General features: G+C 43.1%; 18 protein-coding genes. 9 read left to right on the top strand and 9 right to left on the bottom strand.

The features are described from left to right. Positions 1–140: 140 nt before the first annotated feature. The 4 genes from CWO27_RS03850 to CWO27_RS03835 all read left to right on the top strand — a co-directional run bounded on the left by CWO27_RS03850 (position 141) and on the right by CWO27_RS03835 (position 4340). On the top strand, positions 141–968 hold the full coding sequence (locus CWO27_RS03850) for an MBL fold metallo-hydrolase (protein WP_170960788.1): 828 nt from the start codon (positions 141–143) through the stop codon (positions 966–968). A gap of 143 nt (positions 969–1111) precedes the next feature. Next, positions 1112–1708: a tyrosine-type recombinase/integrase gene (locus tag CWO27_RS03845; protein ID WP_107898576.1), complete on the top strand. Its 597-nt coding sequence runs from the start codon at positions 1112–1114 to the stop codon at positions 1706–1708. Positions 1709–1816: 108 nt separating this feature from the next. Then, positions 1817–2593, top strand: coding sequence for a carbon-nitrogen hydrolase family protein (locus CWO27_RS03840; RefSeq protein WP_008220335.1), 777 nt, complete (start codon positions 1817–1819; stop codon positions 2591–2593). 817 nt (positions 2594–3410) lie between these two features. Next, complete coding sequence (locus CWO27_RS03835) at positions 3411–4340, top strand: carbamate kinase (RefSeq protein ID WP_102431585.1); 930 nt, start codon at positions 3411–3413, stop codon at positions 4338–4340. Between the two features lie 223 nt (positions 4341–4563). Here CWO27_RS03835 and maiA read toward each other — a convergent pair whose 3' ends face one another. The 6 genes from maiA to CWO27_RS03805 all read right to left on the bottom strand — a co-directional run bounded on the left by maiA (position 4564) and on the right by CWO27_RS03805 (position 12284). After that, a complete protein-coding gene (gene maiA, locus CWO27_RS03830) occupies positions 4564–5268 on the bottom strand; it encodes a maleylacetoacetate isomerase (protein ID WP_107898575.1) in 705 nt (234 codons plus the stop codon). 21 nt (positions 5269–5289) lie between these two features. Next, complete coding sequence (locus tag CWO27_RS03825; protein ID WP_107898574.1) at positions 5290–6327, bottom strand: fumarylacetoacetate hydrolase family protein; 1038 nt, start codon at positions 6325–6327, stop codon at positions 5290–5292. A gap of 12 nt (positions 6328–6339) precedes the next feature. Further along, a complete protein-coding gene (locus tag CWO27_RS03820; protein WP_102433009.1) occupies positions 6340–7470 on the bottom strand; it encodes a homogentisate 1,2-dioxygenase in 1131 nt (376 codons plus the stop codon). Beyond that, positions 7463–8536, bottom strand: coding sequence for a 4-hydroxyphenylpyruvate dioxygenase (hppD, locus tag CWO27_RS03815; RefSeq protein ID WP_107898573.1), 1074 nt, complete (start codon positions 8534–8536; stop codon positions 7463–7465). The genes CWO27_RS03820 and hppD overlap by 8 nt, the downstream gene beginning before the upstream one ends. Positions 8537–8911: 375 nt before the next feature. After that, positions 8912–9571, bottom strand: a complete 660-nt coding sequence (locus CWO27_RS03810) for an HAD family hydrolase (protein WP_107898572.1) — start codon at positions 9569–9571, stop codon at positions 8912–8914. Positions 9572–9899: 328 nt separating this feature from the next. After that, the gene (locus CWO27_RS03805; protein ID WP_102433012.1) at positions 9900–12284 is read right to left on the bottom strand and encodes a response regulator; all 2385 of its coding nucleotides are present in this window, start codon (positions 12282–12284) and stop codon (positions 9900–9902) included. Positions 12285–12372: 88 nt separating this feature from the next. On the opposite strand from CWO27_RS03805, the gene CWO27_RS03800 reads away from it, so the two are divergent. Continuing rightward, positions 12373–13131 (top strand): substrate-binding periplasmic protein, encoded by a 759-nt coding sequence (locus tag CWO27_RS03800; protein ID WP_102433013.1) that lies wholly within the window; start codon positions 12373–12375, stop codon positions 13129–13131. Positions 13132–13270: 139 nt separating this feature from the next. On the opposite strand, the gene CWO27_RS03795 is transcribed toward CWO27_RS03800, so the two are convergent. Together CWO27_RS03795 and CWO27_RS03790 are read right to left on the bottom strand one after the other, a co-directional pair. Beyond that, the gene (locus tag CWO27_RS03795) at positions 13271–13801 is read right to left on the bottom strand and encodes an NADAR family protein (protein WP_102433014.1); all 531 of its coding nucleotides are present in this window, start codon (positions 13799–13801) and stop codon (positions 13271–13273) included. Between the two features lie 190 nt (positions 13802–13991). Further along, the gene (locus tag CWO27_RS03790) at positions 13992–14186 is read right to left on the bottom strand and encodes a PA3496 family putative envelope integrity protein (RefSeq protein WP_048660531.1); all 195 of its coding nucleotides are present in this window, start codon (positions 14184–14186) and stop codon (positions 13992–13994) included. Between the two features lie 362 nt (positions 14187–14548). Between CWO27_RS03790 and CWO27_RS03785 the strand changes: the two genes are divergently transcribed. The 3 genes from CWO27_RS03785 to CWO27_RS03775 are packed head-to-tail and all read left to right on the top strand — an operon-like array spanning position 14549 to position 16830. After that, positions 14549–15373 (top strand): ABC transporter ATP-binding protein, encoded by an 825-nt coding sequence (locus CWO27_RS03785; RefSeq protein ID WP_102433015.1) that lies wholly within the window; start codon positions 14549–14551, stop codon positions 15371–15373. Positions 15374–15382: 9 nt separating this feature from the next. Next, entirely contained in the window at positions 15383–16315 is a 933-nt protein-coding gene (locus CWO27_RS03780; RefSeq protein ID WP_107898571.1) for an ATP-binding cassette domain-containing protein, read from the top strand. After that, positions 16312–16830 (top strand): transcriptional regulator, encoded by a 519-nt coding sequence (locus tag CWO27_RS03775; RefSeq protein ID WP_102433017.1) that lies wholly within the window; start codon positions 16312–16314, stop codon positions 16828–16830. Before CWO27_RS03780 ends, CWO27_RS03775 begins: the two co-directional genes overlap by 4 nt. 381 nt (positions 16831–17211) lie before the next feature. Here CWO27_RS03775 and CWO27_RS03770 read toward each other — a convergent pair whose 3' ends face one another. Then, positions 17212–19191 carry a replication initiator protein RctB domain-containing protein gene (locus tag CWO27_RS03770; RefSeq protein ID WP_102479820.1) on the bottom strand — a complete coding sequence of 660 codons (1980 nt, stop codon included), beginning with the start codon at positions 19189–19191 and terminating at the stop codon, positions 17212–17214. 1261 nt (positions 19192–20452) lie between these two features. On the opposite strand from CWO27_RS03770, the gene CWO27_RS03765 reads away from it, so the two are divergent. Further along, positions 20453–21670: a ParA family protein gene (locus CWO27_RS03765; protein WP_048660527.1), complete on the top strand. Its 1218-nt coding sequence runs from the start codon at positions 20453–20455 to the stop codon at positions 21668–21670. Positions 21671–21674 lie beyond the last annotated feature (4 nt).

Raw genomic sequence — 21674 nt, 5'->3', positions numbered from 1 at the left:
TAAATAGAATACTTTTTGCCTTGATTGTGCAACAAATTGCTTTCAAAATCGTAGCTTACTTTTGGACTTACTCAGCGCTCAAGGAAGTGTCTTGGTAAGTCAGAACTTAAACGAATCAGTAAGTGTTTGCAGGTGATGTCGTGAAAAAAATTATATTAGGTGCTCTCTTCAGTGCATCGGTCTTTGCTTCCTCAAGTAAAGATGTTCCAACGATGAATGATAAGAACGGTTATGTAGAACCGTTTCAGATGTTTGATAATGTTTATTATGTTGGGGACAAATGGGCTTCATCATATGCAATTGCCACAGATGATGGACTAGTAATAATTGATACTCTTGATTCCCCTTATTCTAAGTGGATTCCTATCAACCTTAAGAAGTTAGGGTTAGAAGATAAGCCAATAACGCACATATTGGTGACGCATGGACATTCTGACCATGTTGGGGGCGCTCAGTTACTTCAAAAGATGTATGGTTCTAAAGTTGTGATGACCAAAAGCGCTCATGAGCTATCTATACAGCAATCAAATAAAAGCAAAGGTGAGAACAAGTTCCTTCCACCAAACCTAGACATAGAGATAAAAAGCGATAGCTCTATGGTTATTGGTGATCATGAGTTTAAGTTCTATCTCACACCGGGTCACACTGAAGGTGACTTTTCCCTAGACTTCACAGTCGAAGATAACGGTGTTGAACATCGTGCTTTTATCGTTGGTGGTCATAGCGTAAGTGGCAACGATCCAAAAATGATTGACCAGTTCTTGAGTAGTATGGAGAAAATTAGAAAGATTTCACTCCAGTCGCCTGTTGTGAGCGTTAACCTTTCGAACCATCCACATAAAAATTACCTATTTGAGAATAGGGAGAAGTTAGGTGCAAATGGGAACACATTTATTAGTGAGACAAACTTTTTCATGTTTCTTAAGCAACAAGAAAACTTAGCTAAGAATAAAATAAAAGGGCTGTAATAGTTCTGAAGATAATGTGTAGTCTTCTCTGCAGCGATACCGAAGATAATCCGTTAAATGCTAAATTGGCAAAGCCAGTGACAAGCTTCTGCCCATACCCTTCCAACTACAATCGTGATGACCAAATAAAGAAGGAGGTCATCATGGTGGTTTTCAACAAAACAAAACGAAGTGGCGTCAAAAAGCCTTTTCGGCTTGAGGAAATATGGCGGATCAGAACCAGACTAGAGATTGAAAATAGTTTAATGCAGCTTGCGGTACTTAACTTAGCTATTGATAGCAAACTTAGAGCGAGTGACTTGCTCTCGCTCAGGGTTTGCGATGTATCTTCGCAAGATAAGATATTTAGTCGTGTTAAGCATATTCAGCGAAAAACAGACATTGAAGTTCAATTTGAAATAACGACAAGAACTCAACAAAGTCTAATGAAATGGATTTTGATTTCTTCGCTAAACGCCAGCGATTATCTTTTTCCAAGCCAAAGACGAAAGCAACAACCAATTAGCTATTCTTACTATAGAAATCTAGTTAGAAAGTGGGCGTCAGATCTTGGGTTGGATTCGAACCTGTATGGCACTCACTCAATGAGGCGAACCAAAGCTACATTGGTCTATGCAAAAACGAAAAACATTCGAGCGGTACAGCTTTTACTGGGACATACAAAGGTAGATAACACGATTCGCTATCTTGGTGTTGAATTAGAAGATGCATTATTGCTTTCAGAAGGCACTGATTGTTAGTTGAAAGGAACCCTATTTATTAGGGTTTTGATTAGTGTAATTTCGGGGAGCACGACATACCACTCAAGGGGGGGCCACATACCGCAATACAAATAAGGATACAAATTAATGAAGTTTGCCTTGTTACAGTTTCCTATTAGTGCGAAATCAACTGATAATTATCAAACGATTAAGAGAGCTATATGTGAAGCTAGCGAAAATGATACGCAAGTTCTACTTACGCAAGAGTGTGCTTTATCAGGCTACCCACCCGTGGAAATTAGTTCTGTTTCCAACATAGACTTTGAACAACAAGATATTGCTTTCAATGAAATAATTGAGCTTGTAAAAGAAAAACAGATCTACCTCTTTCTTGGTTGTATCCGTCAGTGCGGTGAACGTGCGGCCAATTCTATCGCTATCATAGAGCCTTCAGGTTACGTGCAATACTATGACAAAAGAGCACTATGGGGTTGGGATGCTGATAACTTCGTTGTAGATAGTAATTTTAATGGCGTCGTTGAGATTAAGGGTATTAGGATTGGTGTTCGAGTTTGCTACGAAATTCGATTCCCAGAATACTTCAGAGAACTATACAAAGAAAAAGTCGATGTTACGGTTGTTTGTCTATGCGACGTTCAAGACAAACCTGACGACAACCGACTCTCAATCATCAAATCACATCTAGTATCTCGGGCTATCGAGAATGTATTCACAATCATTTCTGTCAACTCCTCGACCCTAGAGCAAACCGCACCAACTAGTGTTATCGACCAGCATGGCAATACTTTAGTGCAAGCTGTGCGTAATAGTGAGTCAATAACTTATTATACCTATGAAAAAATTGAGAATGGTTTCGGTGCTAAAGGGCTTATAAAGTATTCAGATGAGTTACTAGGGATTTAACAAATAAGAGTTAAATTCTGCGATATTTTTTAGAGGAGAACTCACATCGATTGTTTCTTCAAGGTCTTTCTAGATGCTTTTTCTAATCTGACAGAAGTAATTTAGAGTAAATAAGCTCACGTATTTATGTCCAAAATTGTCACAATATGATTTTTAACCCTTGGCATTTCCTGGTTCAAAAGCTCTCCCTTTTCGATTAGTGCCCCGTAAAACGGCTTTTACCGACAAACGGTTGTGTGCAAGATATATGGAGCATTTAGCTATCAGACAACATCTAGAGTAAAGGCAGCCGATTGAAAACCGATGACTGAATGAAGCAAGTAACGGGAGAAGCATTAAACACTAAACACTTTAAGCAGCCCTTGGTTGGCCGATAAAAACCGATTCTAAACTACTAAGCTCGTGAATCCTCACCTCAGTATGGCCTCGTGCCTTTTCTAAAGTTCTTAATGCGATCTGCTCATCATATTTAAAACAAAAATAGAAAAATAGTCATTTTATAGCCTGAGATAATATTCACTAAAGACGAATCATTTATACCAAAAAAGACTCCACCGCTAGATTGTATCCAAGCTTATGGATATTTAATCGAATTTAAATAATTGCCGTTTCCACAGCTCCATTTCTAGTCAAATGATAATTTGATAGCTATCACATTTAGAACGGTTATTTTCCCATACTATCTCGGCATGTTAATTACTTAAGAGTAATTAACAACCTAGTCATTGTTATTAATAAGCTTGAACCCAACTAGAAATAACAAGCGGTTAATTCCTACGTAAAATAAAATCATTATAAAATGATCGGAGACATTATCATGCGCATAGTATTAGCTTTAGGCGGTAACGCTCTTTTAGCAAGAGGCCAAGCATTAACGGCTGAGAACCAACGTGAAAATATAATCAAATCCGCGGCGAGTATTGCCGCGATCGCTCGCGAGCATGAGATTGTTATCGTTCATGGTAATGGCCCACAAGTAGGTTTGTTGATGGAGCAAAACGCAGCTTATAGCGAATATTCACCAGAGACGACCTCGTACCCAATGGATGTGCTCGGCTCTCAAACCTGTGGCATGGTGGGCTACATGTTACAACAAGAGCTAAGAAACATTGATCCTGAATTAGACGTAGCGACGCTAGTCACGCAAACTGAAGTATGCAAAAAAGACCCTGCGTTTGCTAACCCGACTAAATTTGTTGGCCCTGTATATACAGAGCAACGAGCTAAAGAGTTAATGGCTCAGAGCACAATGCAATTTAAAGCTGATGGCGAGTACTACCGTCGCGTTGTGCCTTCTCCTCTGCCCAAAAACATTGTTGAAATTCAGCAAATTGAAACTCTTCTAGATACAGAAAATCTTGTTATCGCTTGTGGTGGCGGCGGTGTTCCCGTGAGTATCGAGCAAGGTAAGAGTACTGGCGTAGAGTGCGTAATTGACAAAGATCTTACGGCTGAATTACTGGCTGAAAAAATCCATGCTGACTTATTTATTATCTTAACAGATGGTTCGATTTTCCGTAACTATGGTAAAGAAGACCAAGCAGAAATGAAGCAAGCAACGCCTGCTGGTTTAGCAGAATTTTCATTCCCTGCTGGTTCTATGGGGCCAAAAATTGATGCCGTTTGTAAATTCGTTGAAGCTGGATTGGGTAATGCGGCGATTGGTTCACTATTTGATTTAGATAAAATAATTACCAATGAAGCTGGTACTCTAATTACGAAAGGCGAAGGTGTTATTTATTATTAGCATTATCGAATGATAATCACAACTAATATAAAACCTTGGGTTAAAGCCTCTTATTTAATAACGAGGCTTTTTTATTAAGGCCATATTAGTGCCAAATGGGATAAATATTCATTCACTCACTCACTCACTCACTGAATTTAATATTTTTATTTTTGGAAACAGCTTCTTTCAAGAAACGGTTTGGTAGCGCAAGGGAAGAGTATTTGCGTTTACATCAATGAATCTACATGGACTCATTCGCATCCGCCTGATTTTCTGGCATCGCATCAATGAACGCAGGTAACTGGTTACACGCTTCGACAATCGAGTTAATCAGCGGATAAGGCGACATATCAACGCCAAAGCGCAGCGCGTTATACACCTGCGGCACCAAGCAGATATCGACAATGCATGGTGAATCCGTGAGGCTATACACAGAGTCACCGTGTGCTTTTCTGTGCTTTGCCAACTTCTCTTCTAGAGCACAGAAACCTTGGCTCATCCAATAGTGAAGCCAGTCCATTTTTGCCTCTTGCTCGCACGACAACTCTCGCTCCAAATACTGCAACACACGTAGATTATTCAGAGGGTGAATTTCCATCGCAATGTCCTGAGCCATCGCCAGTGCTTGATAGCGCAATGGTGTTTGCTCTGGAATGAGCGAGGAGTCAGGGCTGCTCTCACACAAATAGTGTTCATCGAGATATTGAAGAATAGCCAGTGACTGATTGAGTTGAACTTCACCATCCACCAGCACGGGCACTAATTGGCTGGCGTTGAGCTCACGATATTGTGGGGCATGCTGCTCACCGCCATTACGCACCAAGTGCACCGATTTAGACTCGTAGTTGAGTTGCTTCAGGTTTAATCCAATACGCACTCGATAGGCTGCGGACGAGCGCCAGTAACCGTAAAGTATAATGTTCTTGTTCACGATGCTCTCACTCATACAGAAATCCTATTACGTGGATTATAGCGCTCGATACTGGCTCACTTTTTGGTCAATCGCACCAAAAATGGAGTCACCCGCTGCATCGAACATCTCAAGCTTGATCGAATCGCCAAACGACATGAATTGAGTCGAAGGCTTACCATCACGAATCGTCTCAATCATTCGCACTTCGGCAATACATGAATAACCCACACCGCCTTCGGCAATTGAGGTGCCGTGGTCAGTGCCTTGCTTATTAGAAACCGTGCCCGAGCCAATGATTGCACCGGCCGATAGTGGGCGAGTTTTCGCAGCATGGACTACTAGTTCAGCGAAATTGAAGGTCATGTCCACACCTGCATTAGGACAACCAAAAGGCTGGTCGTTGTAGGTCGATATCAACGGTAGATGTACCTTGCTGCCTTTCCATTGCTCGCCAAGCTCATCAGGTGTTACCGCAACCGGAGAGAACGCCGAAGACGGTTTAGACTGGAAGAAACCAAAGCCTTTCGCGAGCTCAGCCGGAATCAAGCCGCGCAGCGACACATCGTTCACCAACATCAGTAATCGAATCGACTCGTGCGCCTGTTTAGCACTTGCACCCATTGGCACGTCACCGGTCACAATCGCGACTTCGCCCTCAAAATCGATACCCCACTCGTCGCTAGCAAATTCAATATTGTCACGTGGACCAATAAAGGCATCTGAGCCGCCTTGATACATTAATGGATCGACCCAGAAGCTTTCTGGCATTTCAGCACCACGAGCCTTACGCACCAGTTCAACGTGGTTTACATAAGCGCTGCCATCAGCCCATTGATAAGCGCGTGGCAATGGTGATTCACAATACTGAGTGGCAAACACTTCACTTCCCGTCACATGCCCGTTATTGAGCGAGGTGTATAACTCTTCTAACTGAGGAGCAACGCTGTCCCAGTTATCCAAGGCTACCTGCATGGTGGGTGCAAGATGCATTGCGTGGAAAATCTCCGTCGCTGGCACGCACTGTTTGAGATCTTTACTCACGACCATCAATAGGCCATCGCGAGTACCATTTTTCTTGGTTGCTAATTTCATCCTTGTTGCCCCTTACTTCTCTTGCCAACTGTAGACATATTCTTTGTTTTCAACGCTATCGAGTTCCTCAGAGAACTGCAGTGCATGGCGAGTATCGATCATCACCGCCACTTCGTCGGTAAACTTCTTCTTATGCGCCTGCCCCGCCTTGAAAGCCTTTGGATGAGGCCCATGCGTGAAGCCAGCTGGATGGAAAGTCACCATGCCCGCTTCAATATTGTCGCGACTGAAAAAGTCACCAGCGTGATAGAACAGCACTTCGTCGTAGTCATCATTGTTGTGGTAGAACGGCACTTTCAATGCACCAGGATCGCTCTCAATCGGGCGCGGCACAAAGGTACACACCACAAAGCCTGCGCCAACAAAGGTAGTGTGTGCAGAAGGTGGCAAGTGGTAGCGATGCGACATCAGCGGTCTGATATCGCGCCAATTCACTTTCACCACAGCTAAGTCGCCATGCCAGCCAATTGCATCCAATGGATTGAACGGATAGGTGATCACGCTGACTTTGTCGTGGCGCTTCACCTGAACCTGAGTCTGGTTTTCAGAATACTGAGCGCGGAATTGATCGTTGATCGACGGGGTTTCAAGAACCGCCGGATCAAATACCGCGTGATTGCCGACCATGCCTTTCTCTGGCAACGAGTAAGCCGCGTCTGTGTTCTCAATCATCAAGATAAACATCGGCTCGCTTGGCTCTAAACGCCAGTTGGTCGAGCGCGGGATCATCACGTAATCCCCTTCACTCACCTCTAGATGACCATAGTCACAATAGAGATCGGCGCTGCCTTGATGAATGAACAGCAGCTCATCACCGTCAGAGTTACGCACCAAGAAATCCATCTTCTCATCCATGCGCCATACGCGGATTTTGCAGTCTGCGTTGTGCAAAAGATGAGGCACCGCCCAAGGGGTTATCTGGCTAGCTTTCTCCACCAGCGTAAAATCAAAAGCGCGAGGACGTAAATCGCCCTCCCACTCCGACCAACCTGTTGGCGCATGTTGGTGATGAAAGTGAGCGGCAGGGCCGAAGAAACCACTTCGGCCCGCCTCTCGCTCATAGATTGCCTCTTCAGGGAAGTCGGCATGCGCTTGTTTCGAGCATACCCCCTCCCGATGAGGAAATGAGATCCATTTATGCATCGTCTAATACTCCTCGACGAATCTGGTCCTCTTCAATCGATTCAAACAGCGCCTTGAAGTTGCCTTCGCCAAAGCCTTCGTTGCCTTTACGCTGGATGATTTCAAAGAACACAGGCCCGATTACTGTCTGCGTGAAAATTTGCAGCAAGATGCCGTCTTTGGTCGGCGCACCATCAATCAGAACGCGCAGGTCACGCAACAGATCGGTGTCTTCCCCATGGCCTTTAACGCGCTCATCAACTTTCTCATAGTAAGTATCTGGGGTTGGCATAAAGTCCATGCCGCGATCACGCAGGGTTTTCACTGTTTTGTAGATGTCATCTGTAGCAAGTGCGATGTGTTGAATGCCTTCACCGTTGTATTCGCGAATAAACTCTTCAATTTGTGATTTATCGTCTGAAGACTCATTGATAGGGATACGGATTTTGCCACATGGTGAGGTCATGGCGCGGCTCACAAGGCCTGTTAGCTTACCCTCAATATCGAAGTATCTAATCTCACGGAAGTTGCCGATACGCTCATAAAAACCAGACCACAGGTCCATGTTGCCTTGTTTCACGTTGTGCGTGAGGTGATCGATCTCGTAAAGGCCTACATCAGCTTTCGCCATACGCTCTTCCGCATCATCATAGAATCGGAAATCAACATCATAGATGCTCTGCTTGCCGTAACGGTCTACGAAATAAAGCAAACTTTCACCGATACCGTAAATGGCAGGAATGCTCAGCTCCATCGGCCCTATTTCTGTTTTGTGCTCTTCACCACCGCCCTTGAACGCTTGCTCCATGGCCGTCGTTGCTTCGTTCACACGAAAAGCCATGCCGCAGACCGATGGCCCATGTACCTTAGCAAACGCTTCGGCTTGGCTGTGTGGCTGTTCATTGACGATAAAGTTGATGTCACCTTGTCGATACAGCCAAGCCTCTTTTGAACGGTGCTTAGCGATCTCAGCAAAACCAAGTGACACAAACAGCGCTTTAAGTTGCTCAATTCCCTTGTGGTCAACGGCCGTGTATTCAACAAACTCGAATCCATCCGTGCCAAGCGGGTTGTATGTATCCACCATGAACTTTCTCCTTGTACCTATTGGTTTTGTGTTACGTTTTTTGTGAAATGATTGTTTTTTGTCCTTAATTAAATTTGGCCCACAAGCCGAGATAATGGAATGGATGGAGGAAAATGGGTAATTTCGATGAAAACCCGTCAACTTGTAAAATATTTGTTACACACAGACAACTAAGGCAGGAAAGTGAGTGCTATCAAGGGATTGAAAGGTGGTGGTTTGATTTACAACTGAGGAATGGATGTTATTGAATTGTTACATACGTACTTTTATCAGCTGAGGTAATAAATCGAACATTAGACTGATGATGCAAAAAAGCCGCTGTGTCAGCGGCTTGATGAGTTCTAGAACGAAGCTAATTCGAATATAAGAATCGCGTTAATCCCAGTCGAGAATCGACCAATTCGGTTGATCGGCTAACGCTTTTAAACGCGGGCATGGGTTCACCAAATAAGCAAAATCAGCGTGTTCACACAAAGGTAAGTCGTTGATTGAATCCGTATAAAAGTGAATGTCTGAGTAGTTGGTTTCTTGATTGTCTAACCACTCTTTTAAACGTGTGACTTTACCTTCTCGGTAACTTGGTACACCTGATATTTGAGACGTAAAACGGCCTTGTTTTTCTATCAAATCGATACCAAGTGCGTTTTCGATACCCATCTTACGGCCCACGGCTTCCACTAAGAAAGTTACGCTGGCAGAAATGATCAGCATATCGATGTCGTCATTTTCTAGCTGTTCAATCAAAGGTTTCGACTGCTTGAATTGCTTAGGCAAAATATGCTGTTCGACACACTCTTCAACCAATGCGGTGACTTGCTCTGTTGGCATGTCGGCCAGTGGCTGCATGGAAAATGTTAGGTAATCTTCCATGTTCAGCTTACCTTCTGAATACAGGCCCATTAAGCGCTTATCTTCTTCGATAAAGTTGGGGGCAGTGGCAATGCCCTTTTCAACCAAGAATTCATTCCAGAGCATCGCTGCATCGGCATTGATCAGCGTTTCATCCATATCAAATACATACAAAGGTTTGAACATCTTAGGCTCTCACAGGTTGAATTTCGTTAAGGTTAAACAGGAGTTCAAGTTGGCAGTATGCTATTACGAAATTGTGACAAATTAAGCGTATTTTCGTGGCAGTTGCATTTCACCCATATGACAACCGTTCCTCCTTGCTTACGTCTTAAGTACAACAACTTATGAATTCAATCTGTATTGATAAGCGGTGCATTGGCTATCTAAATGTTTTGATTAACTCGATATGTGTTAGCTAACCAAGTACTAATTAGCTAAAAAAAACTCCGACGGATTCAGTCGGAGTTTTATTTGATTGAGTATGCTTTAGCGAGACATCAGCTAGTTGAACCTAAACAATCTTCTGCTCACTTTCGCCCGCGAGATCGCTTTTATCCGACATAAAACTCGCGGCAATCTCTCTCAGCTTGCCTTGATTAACAGGCTTAGGTAAAAACTCATCCATCCCCACATCGAAGCATAAGTGCTTGTCTCGCTGTACAACGTTGGCAGTGAGCGCAACGATAGGGATATGTTTAGAAGTCCCCTCCTCCAGCGCTCGAATCTGTTTCGTTGCTTCAAAGCCATCAAGAACCGGCATCTGACAATCCATAAAAATCATCACGTACTCATTGTATTTGAATTTCTCGACTCCAACTTTACCGTTGTCTGCGATGTCGACTTCAAAACCCAACTTCTTGAGCATCATTTTGGCGACTTGTTGGTTCACTCTTGAGTCTTCAACCACCAACACTTTTCCGCTAAATAACGCGGTTTCAGGCTTAGACTCTTCAGCCTTGACGCTCTCTTTCGCCACCACCGCTGGTTTAGTTGTTGGTGCAGGCTCATTATCCTTAAACGCGACTTCACCTCGGTTTGGATAGGTGAAGGTTGAAGTATCCGCCGATCTTGCGAGTACCTCACTGACGGTCCATTTAAGTTGGTTATCTTGATAAGGACGAGCAATGTAGGCAACAAACCCCACTTGCTTAGCGCGTACTTCATCTTGTTTTCTTGGGTCGGCAGAGATCATTACCAATTTAGGACAATCTTTACCAAATCGCTCCATTAACCTTCTTGCTAGCTGGAACCCATCGATGGAAGGCATGACTTTATCAATCAACACCAGATCATAAGGTGACGACTTCGCAACAGACTCTGAAACCAGATCTAACGCTTGAGTAGCGGTTTCACAGCACTTGGAGGTCACGCCAAATGACTGAAGCTGTGTAGAGGTAATACGCATGTTCAGCTGGCTATCATCAACCAGTAGTACAGAGACTTTATTAAAATCAATGTTGCTCTCGTCGACGTCCAAACACGGGTCAAAGTCAGCAGTAAAGTAGAATGTACTTCCCTTACCTTCGACACTGGTTAGCTCAAGCTTACTGCCCATTAGGGTTACGATCTTATCGCATATCGTTAGACCAAGCCCGGTGCCTCCGTAAATACGCGTAGTGCTGCCATCTGCTTGTTGAAACTTATCAAACACCGATTGTTGCTTGTCTTCTGCGATACCGATACCACTGTCGGTCACCTCAAATTTCACTCTGAGCTTTTGTTCTGGTTCGATGACTTCTTCCAAGCGAAGTGAGAGCGTGACATGACCATGCTCAGTAAATTTGATTGCGTTGCCGACTAGGTTATTCAGGACTTGTCTTAACTGGGTTCGATCGCCAATCACCATGGTTGGGATCTTAGGATCAATCGCCAGTTGGAATCTGAGCCCTTTCTGTTCGGCTTTGACTCTGAAGGTCGACTCTACATCAGCAGCAATGCCCATCATTTTCATCGGTTCTTGCTGAAGTTCTAAACGACCCGCTTCAATTTTCGAATAATCCAAAATGTCGTTGATAAGGTCGAGAAGAGTCAACGAAGAGGTATTAAGCATGTTGACGTACTCTTTTTGCTCTTTCGGCATATCCATTTCTGAAAGCAGAGACGAAAGTCCGATAATTCCATTCATTGGAGTGCGGATTTCGTGGCTCATGTTAGCCAAAAATTCACTCTTGTTACGGTTAGCAACTTCAGCCGTCTCTTTGGCTTTAATCAACTCTTGATACTGTTGACGAATGCGTTCAATTGATTGGTTGTAGCTGTTTTCCAACGTCGATATTTCATCTTTATAAGTAGAGTCGGTTGGCGTTAAAAAACGTGGTTTATTGTCTTCAACTTGCTGCTCGTTTATCTGAGAAGACATGGTCATTAAGCGTTTGACTACCAAGCGATAAACAATGGCCAAAGAAACCAATGACAACAAAAATATTTTCACGGCTTCAAAAGCGAGTAGCAACAGCACTCGCTCTTCGAAGTCATTGAGGATCATACTTAAATCGGATTGCACCGTGAGGGTTGCAAGTGGGAAGTCTTTTCCCCCCATCTGATACACCATTTCCCATGACTGAGAATACGATTGCCCAGCAGTAGGGCTGCCAAGCTCTAAGATTTTTTCATCAGGGTTTTCAATGAGGAGATAACTAACCGAAGGGAGGCGTGAGATGCCCTCTGCTTGCACAAACAACTGAGCACGATCTTCAACCCATAGGCTTGACGTTAAACCAGAAAGGTAGCCAGCTTTAACCTGCTCGATCTGAGAACTGATAAAAGAAACTCGATTTTGGTACTCCACATACAGCCCCAGACCTGTCACTATAACTGTGAATAAGGTACTGATGGCAATGATGGCCCCGATCAACTGTCGAGAGAGTCCAATATAGCGTTTTCCTTTTTTCACCATATAAAAATTACCAATGTTGTTATCTTAGTAAACTACAATTACTCAACTAGTATAGTAGTAGTCATTCATCAAATAACTAGGGAAGGTTATGAAAAAACATCTTATCGTTGCATCCATAGTCAGTTTGTTTTCAAGCAGTTATACTTTTGCAAGCGAACCTCTTCACTACTACATTATTGCCAGCCAAGCGCAACCTTTTCAGATCGAAACTGACGGGTCATCTCACAGAGGAATGGTTTCGGATATCGTTGAAGCCGTGTTTGATGACAGCCAGTATGAGATCAACTACCACACCTACCCATTTAATCGAATGATCGATAAGCTCGATGCTAGAGAGAATCCAAACTGGGTAACCTATGGCAGCCCTAGTTGGGGAAATATCCAATCAGTTAACCTGTCTAAAGACCCGATTTACAATGTAAAACACGTATTACTCAGCAGCGGTAAAAAGCCGTTCGAGTTCAATACGATTGACGATTTAGATGGTAAAGCAGTGGTATTGCTGGTGGGATTTGAATATCCAAACTTAGAGCCTTACATACAACAAGGTAAGCTCAATGAGATCCGAGTAAAAGATTATACGGCTGCATTCCGCGTTATTAACCGTGCACCTGGTGATACCGTATTTGTAGAAATGGAATCACGAATCAAATACAACTTAAACGAGCAGAAGCTCAGTATCGACGACTACCAGATGCAAGAGTTTGGTTCAGTAATCAATAACTACCCCATCCACTTAGCGTTTGACCCTGAGATGGATCCTAAGCTCGAGACTTTTATTAACCAACGTTTAGACCAAATGAAAGACGATGGACAGCTTGATGACATCGTCCAAAGTTACTTATAGTTCTAGCGTCACTCTATGGCTCGTTAGCGCCCTCTAGCGACTTCGGATACCGGAACTACAGAAATACAAAAGGCCGCTCTGTTTTTAGCGTACAAGCTAACTAGAGCGGCCTTTTTAATGTGTACTTAATGTGATGTGATCAACGAAGTTGTTGGCGCACTGCCATCAAGATTTTTCCTAAGTGATTTGCACCGGTTCCGTCTCCCCCGTCCCCCCAAAAGTGGTCTTTATGAGAGTGTTCTTTGATCACCGAATCACCCGTGCTCGTTAAAAACAAAGCAAACTGCGGGTTTTGTGTGAATTTCTCGGTCACGATGAATCGCATCACCTCAACACGAATATCGTACCAGTCCTCTCGAACCTGCTCTTCGTATTGTCGGCTTAATGAGAATGCTTCAGCAGGTGTGCAGGCTTCAAGAATCATGTTTCTCAGCGATGGTGAAGAAAACTTCATCGCCTGATAATAGTGCTCACTGGTTGCCCACACTTGCCCATCCACCTTGATCGGGCAAGCGGCGAAATTTGACAGGTATCCGTTCGGATCTTCTGGTTCATAAAACAACACTTCTTCAGCTTGAGCCACAGAGTTCGACATAGCCTTCTCCCTACCAACGACATCGCATATTTTTGCTTTAACTTTAAAATTAGTGGCGTTGCATATTACTGTCAAACAACTTAGTTCAAGAGTATGTCATGTGTGTGCTTTTCATCTGAAAAGCGTAATGTCAAAAGGGAGCAGCTTAGCGGAACAGTGAGGTCAATAACTAAGATATTGATTTAATCTAGATAAGATTTATGAAAGAAACACTTATAAATCAAAGGGTGGCATGGTACCACCCTTCTAAATGCAATGGGGATTATTAGTGAATAAGACCTAACTCCCTCGCTTCTTCCAGACTCAAACCGCTTTCTCTAATTTCTCTTAGAGCCTCGATACGACGACGAGCTTCAGCAGACTTCATTTTCTTTTCTGGTTTGAAAGCTACTTCTTCTTCAGCATCCCACTTGTTTGCAATATTTGTCATTTCATCATGGTTGATAGAATTAATGGACATGTTTTCCTCCGAAAAGCACCATGTAATGGACAGGTAATCTGTAGCAAATGCTTTTTCGCTTGTTAAGAAATTCTGTACTGAAGTGTGATGATTACGACGCTTCATAAAGCTAATTAATAAATGCCTCATTTAAACTTTGCCAAAGCCATTTTCTGCAATTACATTTAAAAGATTCCCCATAATAAATGTGGTTTGATCCAACTCTCATTTCCCCCTCTTTCAATGCTTCTTTTCTGCTGAAAATTCGTGAAATAACCCAAGATAAATTTCGAGGCACTTCATCCTTTTCGTGCTCGTTGCTTCCACTAAATCCAACACATGCTAATGATAATGGTTATCAATATCATAACTGAGTATTTATCATGTCTGTGGGAAATTCAGATAAACCACTTCTCGAAGTGAAGAATCTATGTGTCGACTACATCACCGATGACGGTGATTTCAATGCAGTTAAGTCCGTAAGCTTTAGCATAGGCCAAGGCGAGATTTTCGGCTTAGCCGGAGAATCCGGTTGTGGCAAAAGCACCATCGCATTTGCCATTAACCGTCTGCATAAGCCGCCGGCTTTCATCTCTGAGGGTCAGATACTGTTTGGTGGGCAAGATCTACTGAGCTTATCGGACAGCCATTTGAATACTTTACGTTGGAGTGAGATCGCCATGGTGTTCCAAAGCGCCATGAATTCACTCAACCCAGTATTAACCATCGAAGAGCAGTTTGCTGATGTGCTGCGTCACCACAAAGGCATGACCTACGAACAAGCCAAAGATCGCGCAGAGAAGTTACTCGACCTAGTCAATATTCCGCGCAACCGACTCACGGAATACCCTCATCAATTTAGTGGCGGTATGCGTCAACGATTAGTGATTGCGATTGCTCTCGCGCTCAATCCCAAACTGATCATCATGGATGAGCCGACCACGGCTTTGGATGTGGTCGTACAGCGTGAGATTCTGCAGCAGATACACCAACTCAGAGAGGAGTTTGGCTTCTCAATCCTCTTTATCACTCATGACTTAGCATTAATGAGCCAACTGTGTGACCGCATTGCCATCATGCGCCATGGTCAAATCGTTGAAGTCAATCAAGCCTACGAGATTCGCAACAACCCGCAGCACTCCTACACCCAAAAGCTATGGAGTTCTTTCCCTAATATTCACGAACATGCTCACGCGACGGCGTGCTAGGAGAGCTCTATGTCACAACCTATTTTTCAAGTAAAAAACCTCGTCAAAGAATTCACTGTTGGTGGGGGATTTGGCAAAGAAGAGATCTTTAGAGCATTGCATGGTGTGAGTTTTGACTTACATGCAGGCAAAACACTGGCACTGGTTGGCGAATCTGGCTGCGGGAAAAGCACCTGTGCACGATTGATGACCAAGGTTTACCCTGCGACCGAGGGAGAGATACTGTTCAAAGGCAGAGACATCTCTAAGCTCAAAAGCCGTAAAGATATCTTAGATTATCGCAGCCGTGTACAAATGGTTTTTCAAGACCCCTTTGGTTCACTCAATCCAACTCACACCATTGAGCACCATTTAACGCGCCCACTTAAGATCCATAAACAGGTAGCCACTAAACAAGCTCTCACAGAGCGCCTCAAAGAGTTATTAACGCTGGTGGAGTTACCCATAGAAACTCTCGCCAAATACCCTCACGAGCTCAGTGGCGGCCAAAGACAGCGGGTTAACCTAGCTAGAGCGCTTGCGGTTGGCGCTGAAGTTATTCTTGCTGATGAACCAACCTCGATGCTGGATGTTTCGATTCGACTTGGCGTGCTCAATCTAATGCAGAAAATGAAGAAAGAGTTAGGGATAGGTTTTTTGTACATAACCCACGATCTTGCCACGGCACATTACATCGCAGAAGAGACGGCGGTGATGTACAAAGGGCAGATCGTCGAATGGGGCTCAACCCAGTCGATCCTTACTAATCCTCAACACCCATACACTAAACTGTTGATCTCTGCCGTCCCTGATCCTGATCTGCCGTTTGGCGAACTCGTCAAAAATGAGCCAAACTATTCAATAGACGCTGATCGTATTCGAGAACAGAGCAGTGAAATACAGCATAAAATCAAACAAGTTGCTGATAATCACTTTGTAAAACAGTGGGATAACGTTGCATGAATGAACTAGACACTTGGTTAGATCGGATCGGAGATTGGTACAAAGACCGAAAGCATGATCAAGTGGACCGGTTAGAACCTTTGATCTTAACGCCTCCAGATGCTCTCTGGGGGCCCTTGATCACGGATGAGCAAAGCAAAGGCATCGCATGTTGGCTAGACGGATGCCTGAGAATCTTTAATTTCTATCGCCACCACGCGGACTCACTGAATCCGGAGTTGGCTTCGCAGGAAGCCAGCAACTCAACTCATCAAGAAAAGGCCTACCAATACCTGATGTTTGCCTATAGCAAGCTCCAAGCCGTATCCTGTGATTCAAAATCAGAACCGGACTTACAAGAGTGGTGCACACAGCGGTTACAACATTTGTGTGTATTGGCTTTGGAATTTACGAACCAACAGCAAGAACCACGTTGGAAAGCAGAATCAGAGAGATTGATCGAATCGCATGTACGCTTTATGGCAGCCCATCCCCGAAACGATGATCAAGGTAGTCTTCAACGCCACCTCCACTGATCAAGCCCTTCTCGATCAAACATCAAATCAGGACCTCATCAAAGTTAGATCCGTAGAAAGCATGATCTAGCCTTGATCATGCTTCAGCGATTAATTCTGTAAGCTATTGAATTTTAATAGTTAGCTGAATTTCAGGCAAAAAAAAGCGAGTCCCTTAGGAACTCGCAAAAATCTATTCAGTATGATGTAACAAAATATGAGCCAATCTATTAATCATAAGAAAGGACAAAGGTTGTCTATTCGGGATAAATATTAATCAACTGGATGCGTTACTTTGTCATCACTTTGTCAGCGTTAGGTGCGATTTTAATCAGCACCTAATGTGTTCAAAACTATCCATTCATCAGCGCTAAATACAGGCTTATCGCTACAGGATAATGACTAGTGGCCAATCGCCATTTCATCGAGCGCAAGGAACACGTTTTCGTCAAGGTGACCTTCGTGAACCTGTTTACACACTTTACGACGCACAGCTAAACCAGAGATCAAACGTTCAATGGACAAGTGTCGATTGCTGGTGCTATCACGATCGTTGTACAGCTCAATCAAACGACTCAGTGTTTCGTATGGGATAACGTCCTCCCCTACTCTCAACCAATCAAGCTTCTCAATGAGCTCTGAGCACTCTTCTTTGATTGAGGCATGTGAGTGCCCTGTCATAGCGGATAAAGCCGTTATACTGCGTTCTAGAGCCTCTGCAGAGGTATATTTAGAGAGAGTAATCATGATCTCGTCAGCGTTGATCTCAACAGAGTGTTTACGTTGCTTAACTCGACGTCCCAATTTGCCTCTTGGCGACGGTGCTTTACGCTGAATTGGCTCAAACTCACCATCGATAATCTCAGATAGCTCTTCCAGTTTCTGCTTAGACACCATCTCGTTACGAAGTGGGTTCGGAAGCGTTGGCGCCATATTACGCTTACCTGCGTTGGTAGTGCGCGCTCTTGAATATCGTAATACTTCTTCCACATTACATTTGATATCTACTTGATAATCCGTCGTTTTGCCTTTTTCGAACAACGCGGTGATCGTCAAATGATAACCCCAAAGGTTAACCAGAAAGGTATCTTCATGATCCCCTACTTCGCCCAACTTTCTAAGCTCACGGATCAGATCCATCGAGAACCGACGCCAATCGATGTTACGGGCTAATTTCTGATTCAGTTCGCTCAGCAACATGCAATCAGAATGGCGACGTGCCATACGGCTTCTGAAGTACGAATACATTTGGAAAACCAAGGTATGTTGCTTCAGGATTTCTGGCGGAAATAGGAAGAAATAGTCACGCGTTAGCAGCTCTTCGTAGAACGAAGGTTCCCAAACTAGTATGTATAGGTTCGGTTTAATGCGAATTTCGCCGTCAGAGCCCTCTGTAGGCGCTTCTTCGGATGCGGTAATGGTTCTAGCTAAGAATCGGAAACGATCACTCTTAAAGCCTTCTGGCATGTTCTCACTAAGCCAGCGGCCTGTAAGCTCATGCAGTTGGAAATCCGTAAATTCGATACGATCAATACTGTCGCGGATCGAATCACGTGCCGGGCCACTATCTTTCTTACCACGTAAAGACAAAATGTCAGTGATGTAGAGTGGTGTTTTGTTCGGTGTGTGTTTAGCGTCTAGATGGTAATCATCTTGATGATGATCATGATATTGAACGGTAAGCGTGAATAACGCGAACAGCGTCATCAGATCATCAACTGTCATGATATTTTTAGAAGATCGTGTCTCGATCACAGCTCGAGTGCCGGAGATCGAAACCATAGATTTCTGGTAGCTCTTACGAGTTCTAGGAGGCGCTAACGCTTGATCAATAATCCCCGCCCAATTGGTTGGCGAAACAATGAATTGATCCGCTTCATCTTTCATTGTCGGTGGTGTATTCAGTCCATGCTCGTTCAGTAAGCGCTTGTTTACTTTGGTTTGAGCTAGAGCTTTAGAGCGTTTTTGCTTTTCATTTTGCTTCACGCTTTCTGTCACTAAACTGGTGGCACCCAGTACCGATATCAATTGGTTTGGGTTCACAAAGCGATGCAACATAGTTTTACCAGCAAGGCCTTCTTCAAAGCGAACGGGGATTTGTTTGAACAACCCAATATTTACTGCCGCTCTTAGCCTTTGTTGTAAGGCTGCGCGAGTGACTTGACCATCGGTTGATTCAATAATCTCAGTGGTGGAAACGTACCCGTCTTTGCTGCTAAACCCACGAAGTGAAATTAGATTAAGAAGCTCAACTATGCTTTTAGTGACACCTTTGAAGTGTTGATATTGTTCTATCCATTCAACGGCTGTTTCAGATACCTCAAATAAATGACCATCTTTGTGGCTTCGTGCCTTAATTAACAATTTCTCTTCTGGTTTCATTTTTGATCCGTATCACACTAACCGTAATTTCACTATAGTTCCTGAATGATAAAGAAAGAATGATCATAAATAAAGAGAATTTATTGGCTTTTAAATAACTGATCTTTTTGATTAATATGATCTTAAATGATTAAGTGATCTAATGATCTGGACGTAAGTTTGCTTTTAAGTTGCTGAATTTAAAGTGTTAAAATAAATCAGCTTGGAAAGCATGATCATAAAGGACTCGAAACTATGATCATTATACTTAAGAAAGCATGATCACAGAACATCAGAACGATGATCATTAAGTCATTGTAAGCATGATCATTATTGGTTCGAAAGCATGATCATTATACTTATACAGCTTATCCACAGATCGGAATTCAGCATAGGTTTCTAACTCGCTTTTAACTTGTCTCCGTGGACACTTCTGACGCCCAATCTAGCGGAACAATGATCAAGAGAGTGTACTTTTTTATCGTTCCCACCCTATTGAGCACAAAATTTAGTCTGTATTCGCTGATAATGAATTGCTTTGATGGATTGAGCACAGGTGCGTATTAACTAGGAAGCATGATCATGAAATTGTCATGTTTGTGTATTCTTGGTCTGTGTAGATTGAATTTTCAATGGTTGAGCCCTTATAGGCGTTGAATCCCCATTGCAAAAGCATTTGTCCGTAACTTAGCTCCTAAATTATATGCTTCCGGAACGATATTTACTTGATCATTTTTCCGGAAGTTGATCATTTCTAATGTGCAGTTACTTGGATCAATATCGCTAAGTTTGTGCCTTGATCATGCTTCATAATTTGGCGTTATTAATTATCTTACGCGTTACGTATTCCATGATCATTCTTCCGGTTACGCTCTAATCTTATCTTGTTTTCTGGCATTCAAGCTTCTCTTCTATTTTGAATCTTTTGTCCATTCTGCGCTTTTAAATTTTTATTGGCTCGAAAATCTATAAATTAGAATGCAAATCACACCAACCGTAATCTATGATTGTATTTCAATCGTTCCGAAGATTTTTTGCTGAAATTCCATTTACATTGTAAATAAGTGATGCTGTAACACTTTAAATGTATGTCAGAAATAGCATGGTTATACATGATAAAAATGGTCATTTTTTGTGTTTGTCTTAGCCGCTGTTTCATCAAACTGTAAAAATACAGTCTATTTTATGTGATTTCACTCATAAATGTATGTTCATGTTTTTGTTGTGTTTGTTGTTAATCGCTGTACAATTTGTACTTAGTTAATCATTACGGAAACTGGCAATGAAAAGAGAACAAACGATTGATAAGCTCTATCAGCTAGCCGAACAAACTCAACAAGTTCAGGCTGACCGAATTGAGATTATTTTGGAAGAGCGAAGTGATGAACATTTCCCTCCAATGTCTAAAGCTATGATGGAGACTCGTTCTGGTTTAACGCGTCGCAAACTCGATGAAGCGATCACTAAGCTTGAAGCTGATGGCCATCAGTTTACAAAGAACAACGCCAATCATTACTCGATTTCATTGACAGAAGCTCACATGTTGATGGACGCGGCAGAAGTGCCAAAGTTCCACCAACGTAAGCAGCACGCTGACAATAAGCCATGGATTATCAACGTACAAAACCAGAAGGGTGGTACGGGTAAATCAATGACAGCGGTTCACTTAGCTGCTTGTTTATCTTTGAATTTAGATAAGCGCTACCGTATCTGTCTAATTGACTTGGATCCACAGGGCTCTTTGCGTCTGTTCCTAAATCCACAAATTAGTGGGGCAGAGCACGACAGTATCTATTCTGCCGTCGATATCATGTTGGATAACGTGCCTGAAGGCCAAGACGTAGACCTAGAATTTCTTCGTAAGAACGTACTATTGCCAACTCAGTATCCAAACCTGAAGACAATTTCTGCATTCCCAGAAGATGCGATGTTTAACGCTGAAGCGTGGCAAAGCCTTTCACAAGATCAATCTCTTGATATTGTTCGTCTGTTGAAAGAGAAGCTTATCGATAAAATTGCCGATGATTTTGATGTGATTATGATTGATACCGGCCCGCACGTTGACCCTCTAGTGTGGAACGCAATGTACGCGTCGAACGCACTTCTGATTCCATGTGCAGCGAAGCGTTTGGACTGGGCTTCAACGGTTAACTTCTTCCAGCACTTACCAACGGTTTACGAAATGTTCCCGGATGATTGGAAAGGGCTAGAATTTGTTCGTCTAATGCCTACCATGTTTGAAGACGACAACAAGAAACAGGTGTCAGTTTTGACAGAAATGAACTACCTGCTGAATGACCAAGTCATGATGGCAACCATTCCAAGAAGCCGTGCTTTTGAGACCTGTGCCGACACTTACAGCACGGTTTTCGATCTAACGGTGAGCGACTTTGAGGGCGGTAAGAAAACTCTAGCTGTTGCTCAAGACGCAGTACAAAAAAGTGCTCTAGAATTAGAGCGCGTATTACATAGCAACTGGCCTTCACTTAATCAGGGATAACAAC

The organism is Vibrio sp. 10N.286.51.C3 (assembly GCF_003050065.1).
GTDB classification, from domain to species: domain Bacteria; phylum Pseudomonadota; class Gammaproteobacteria; order Enterobacterales; family Vibrionaceae; genus Vibrio; species Vibrio crassostreae.
This window is presented reverse-complemented; position numbering and strand designations above follow the sequence as displayed.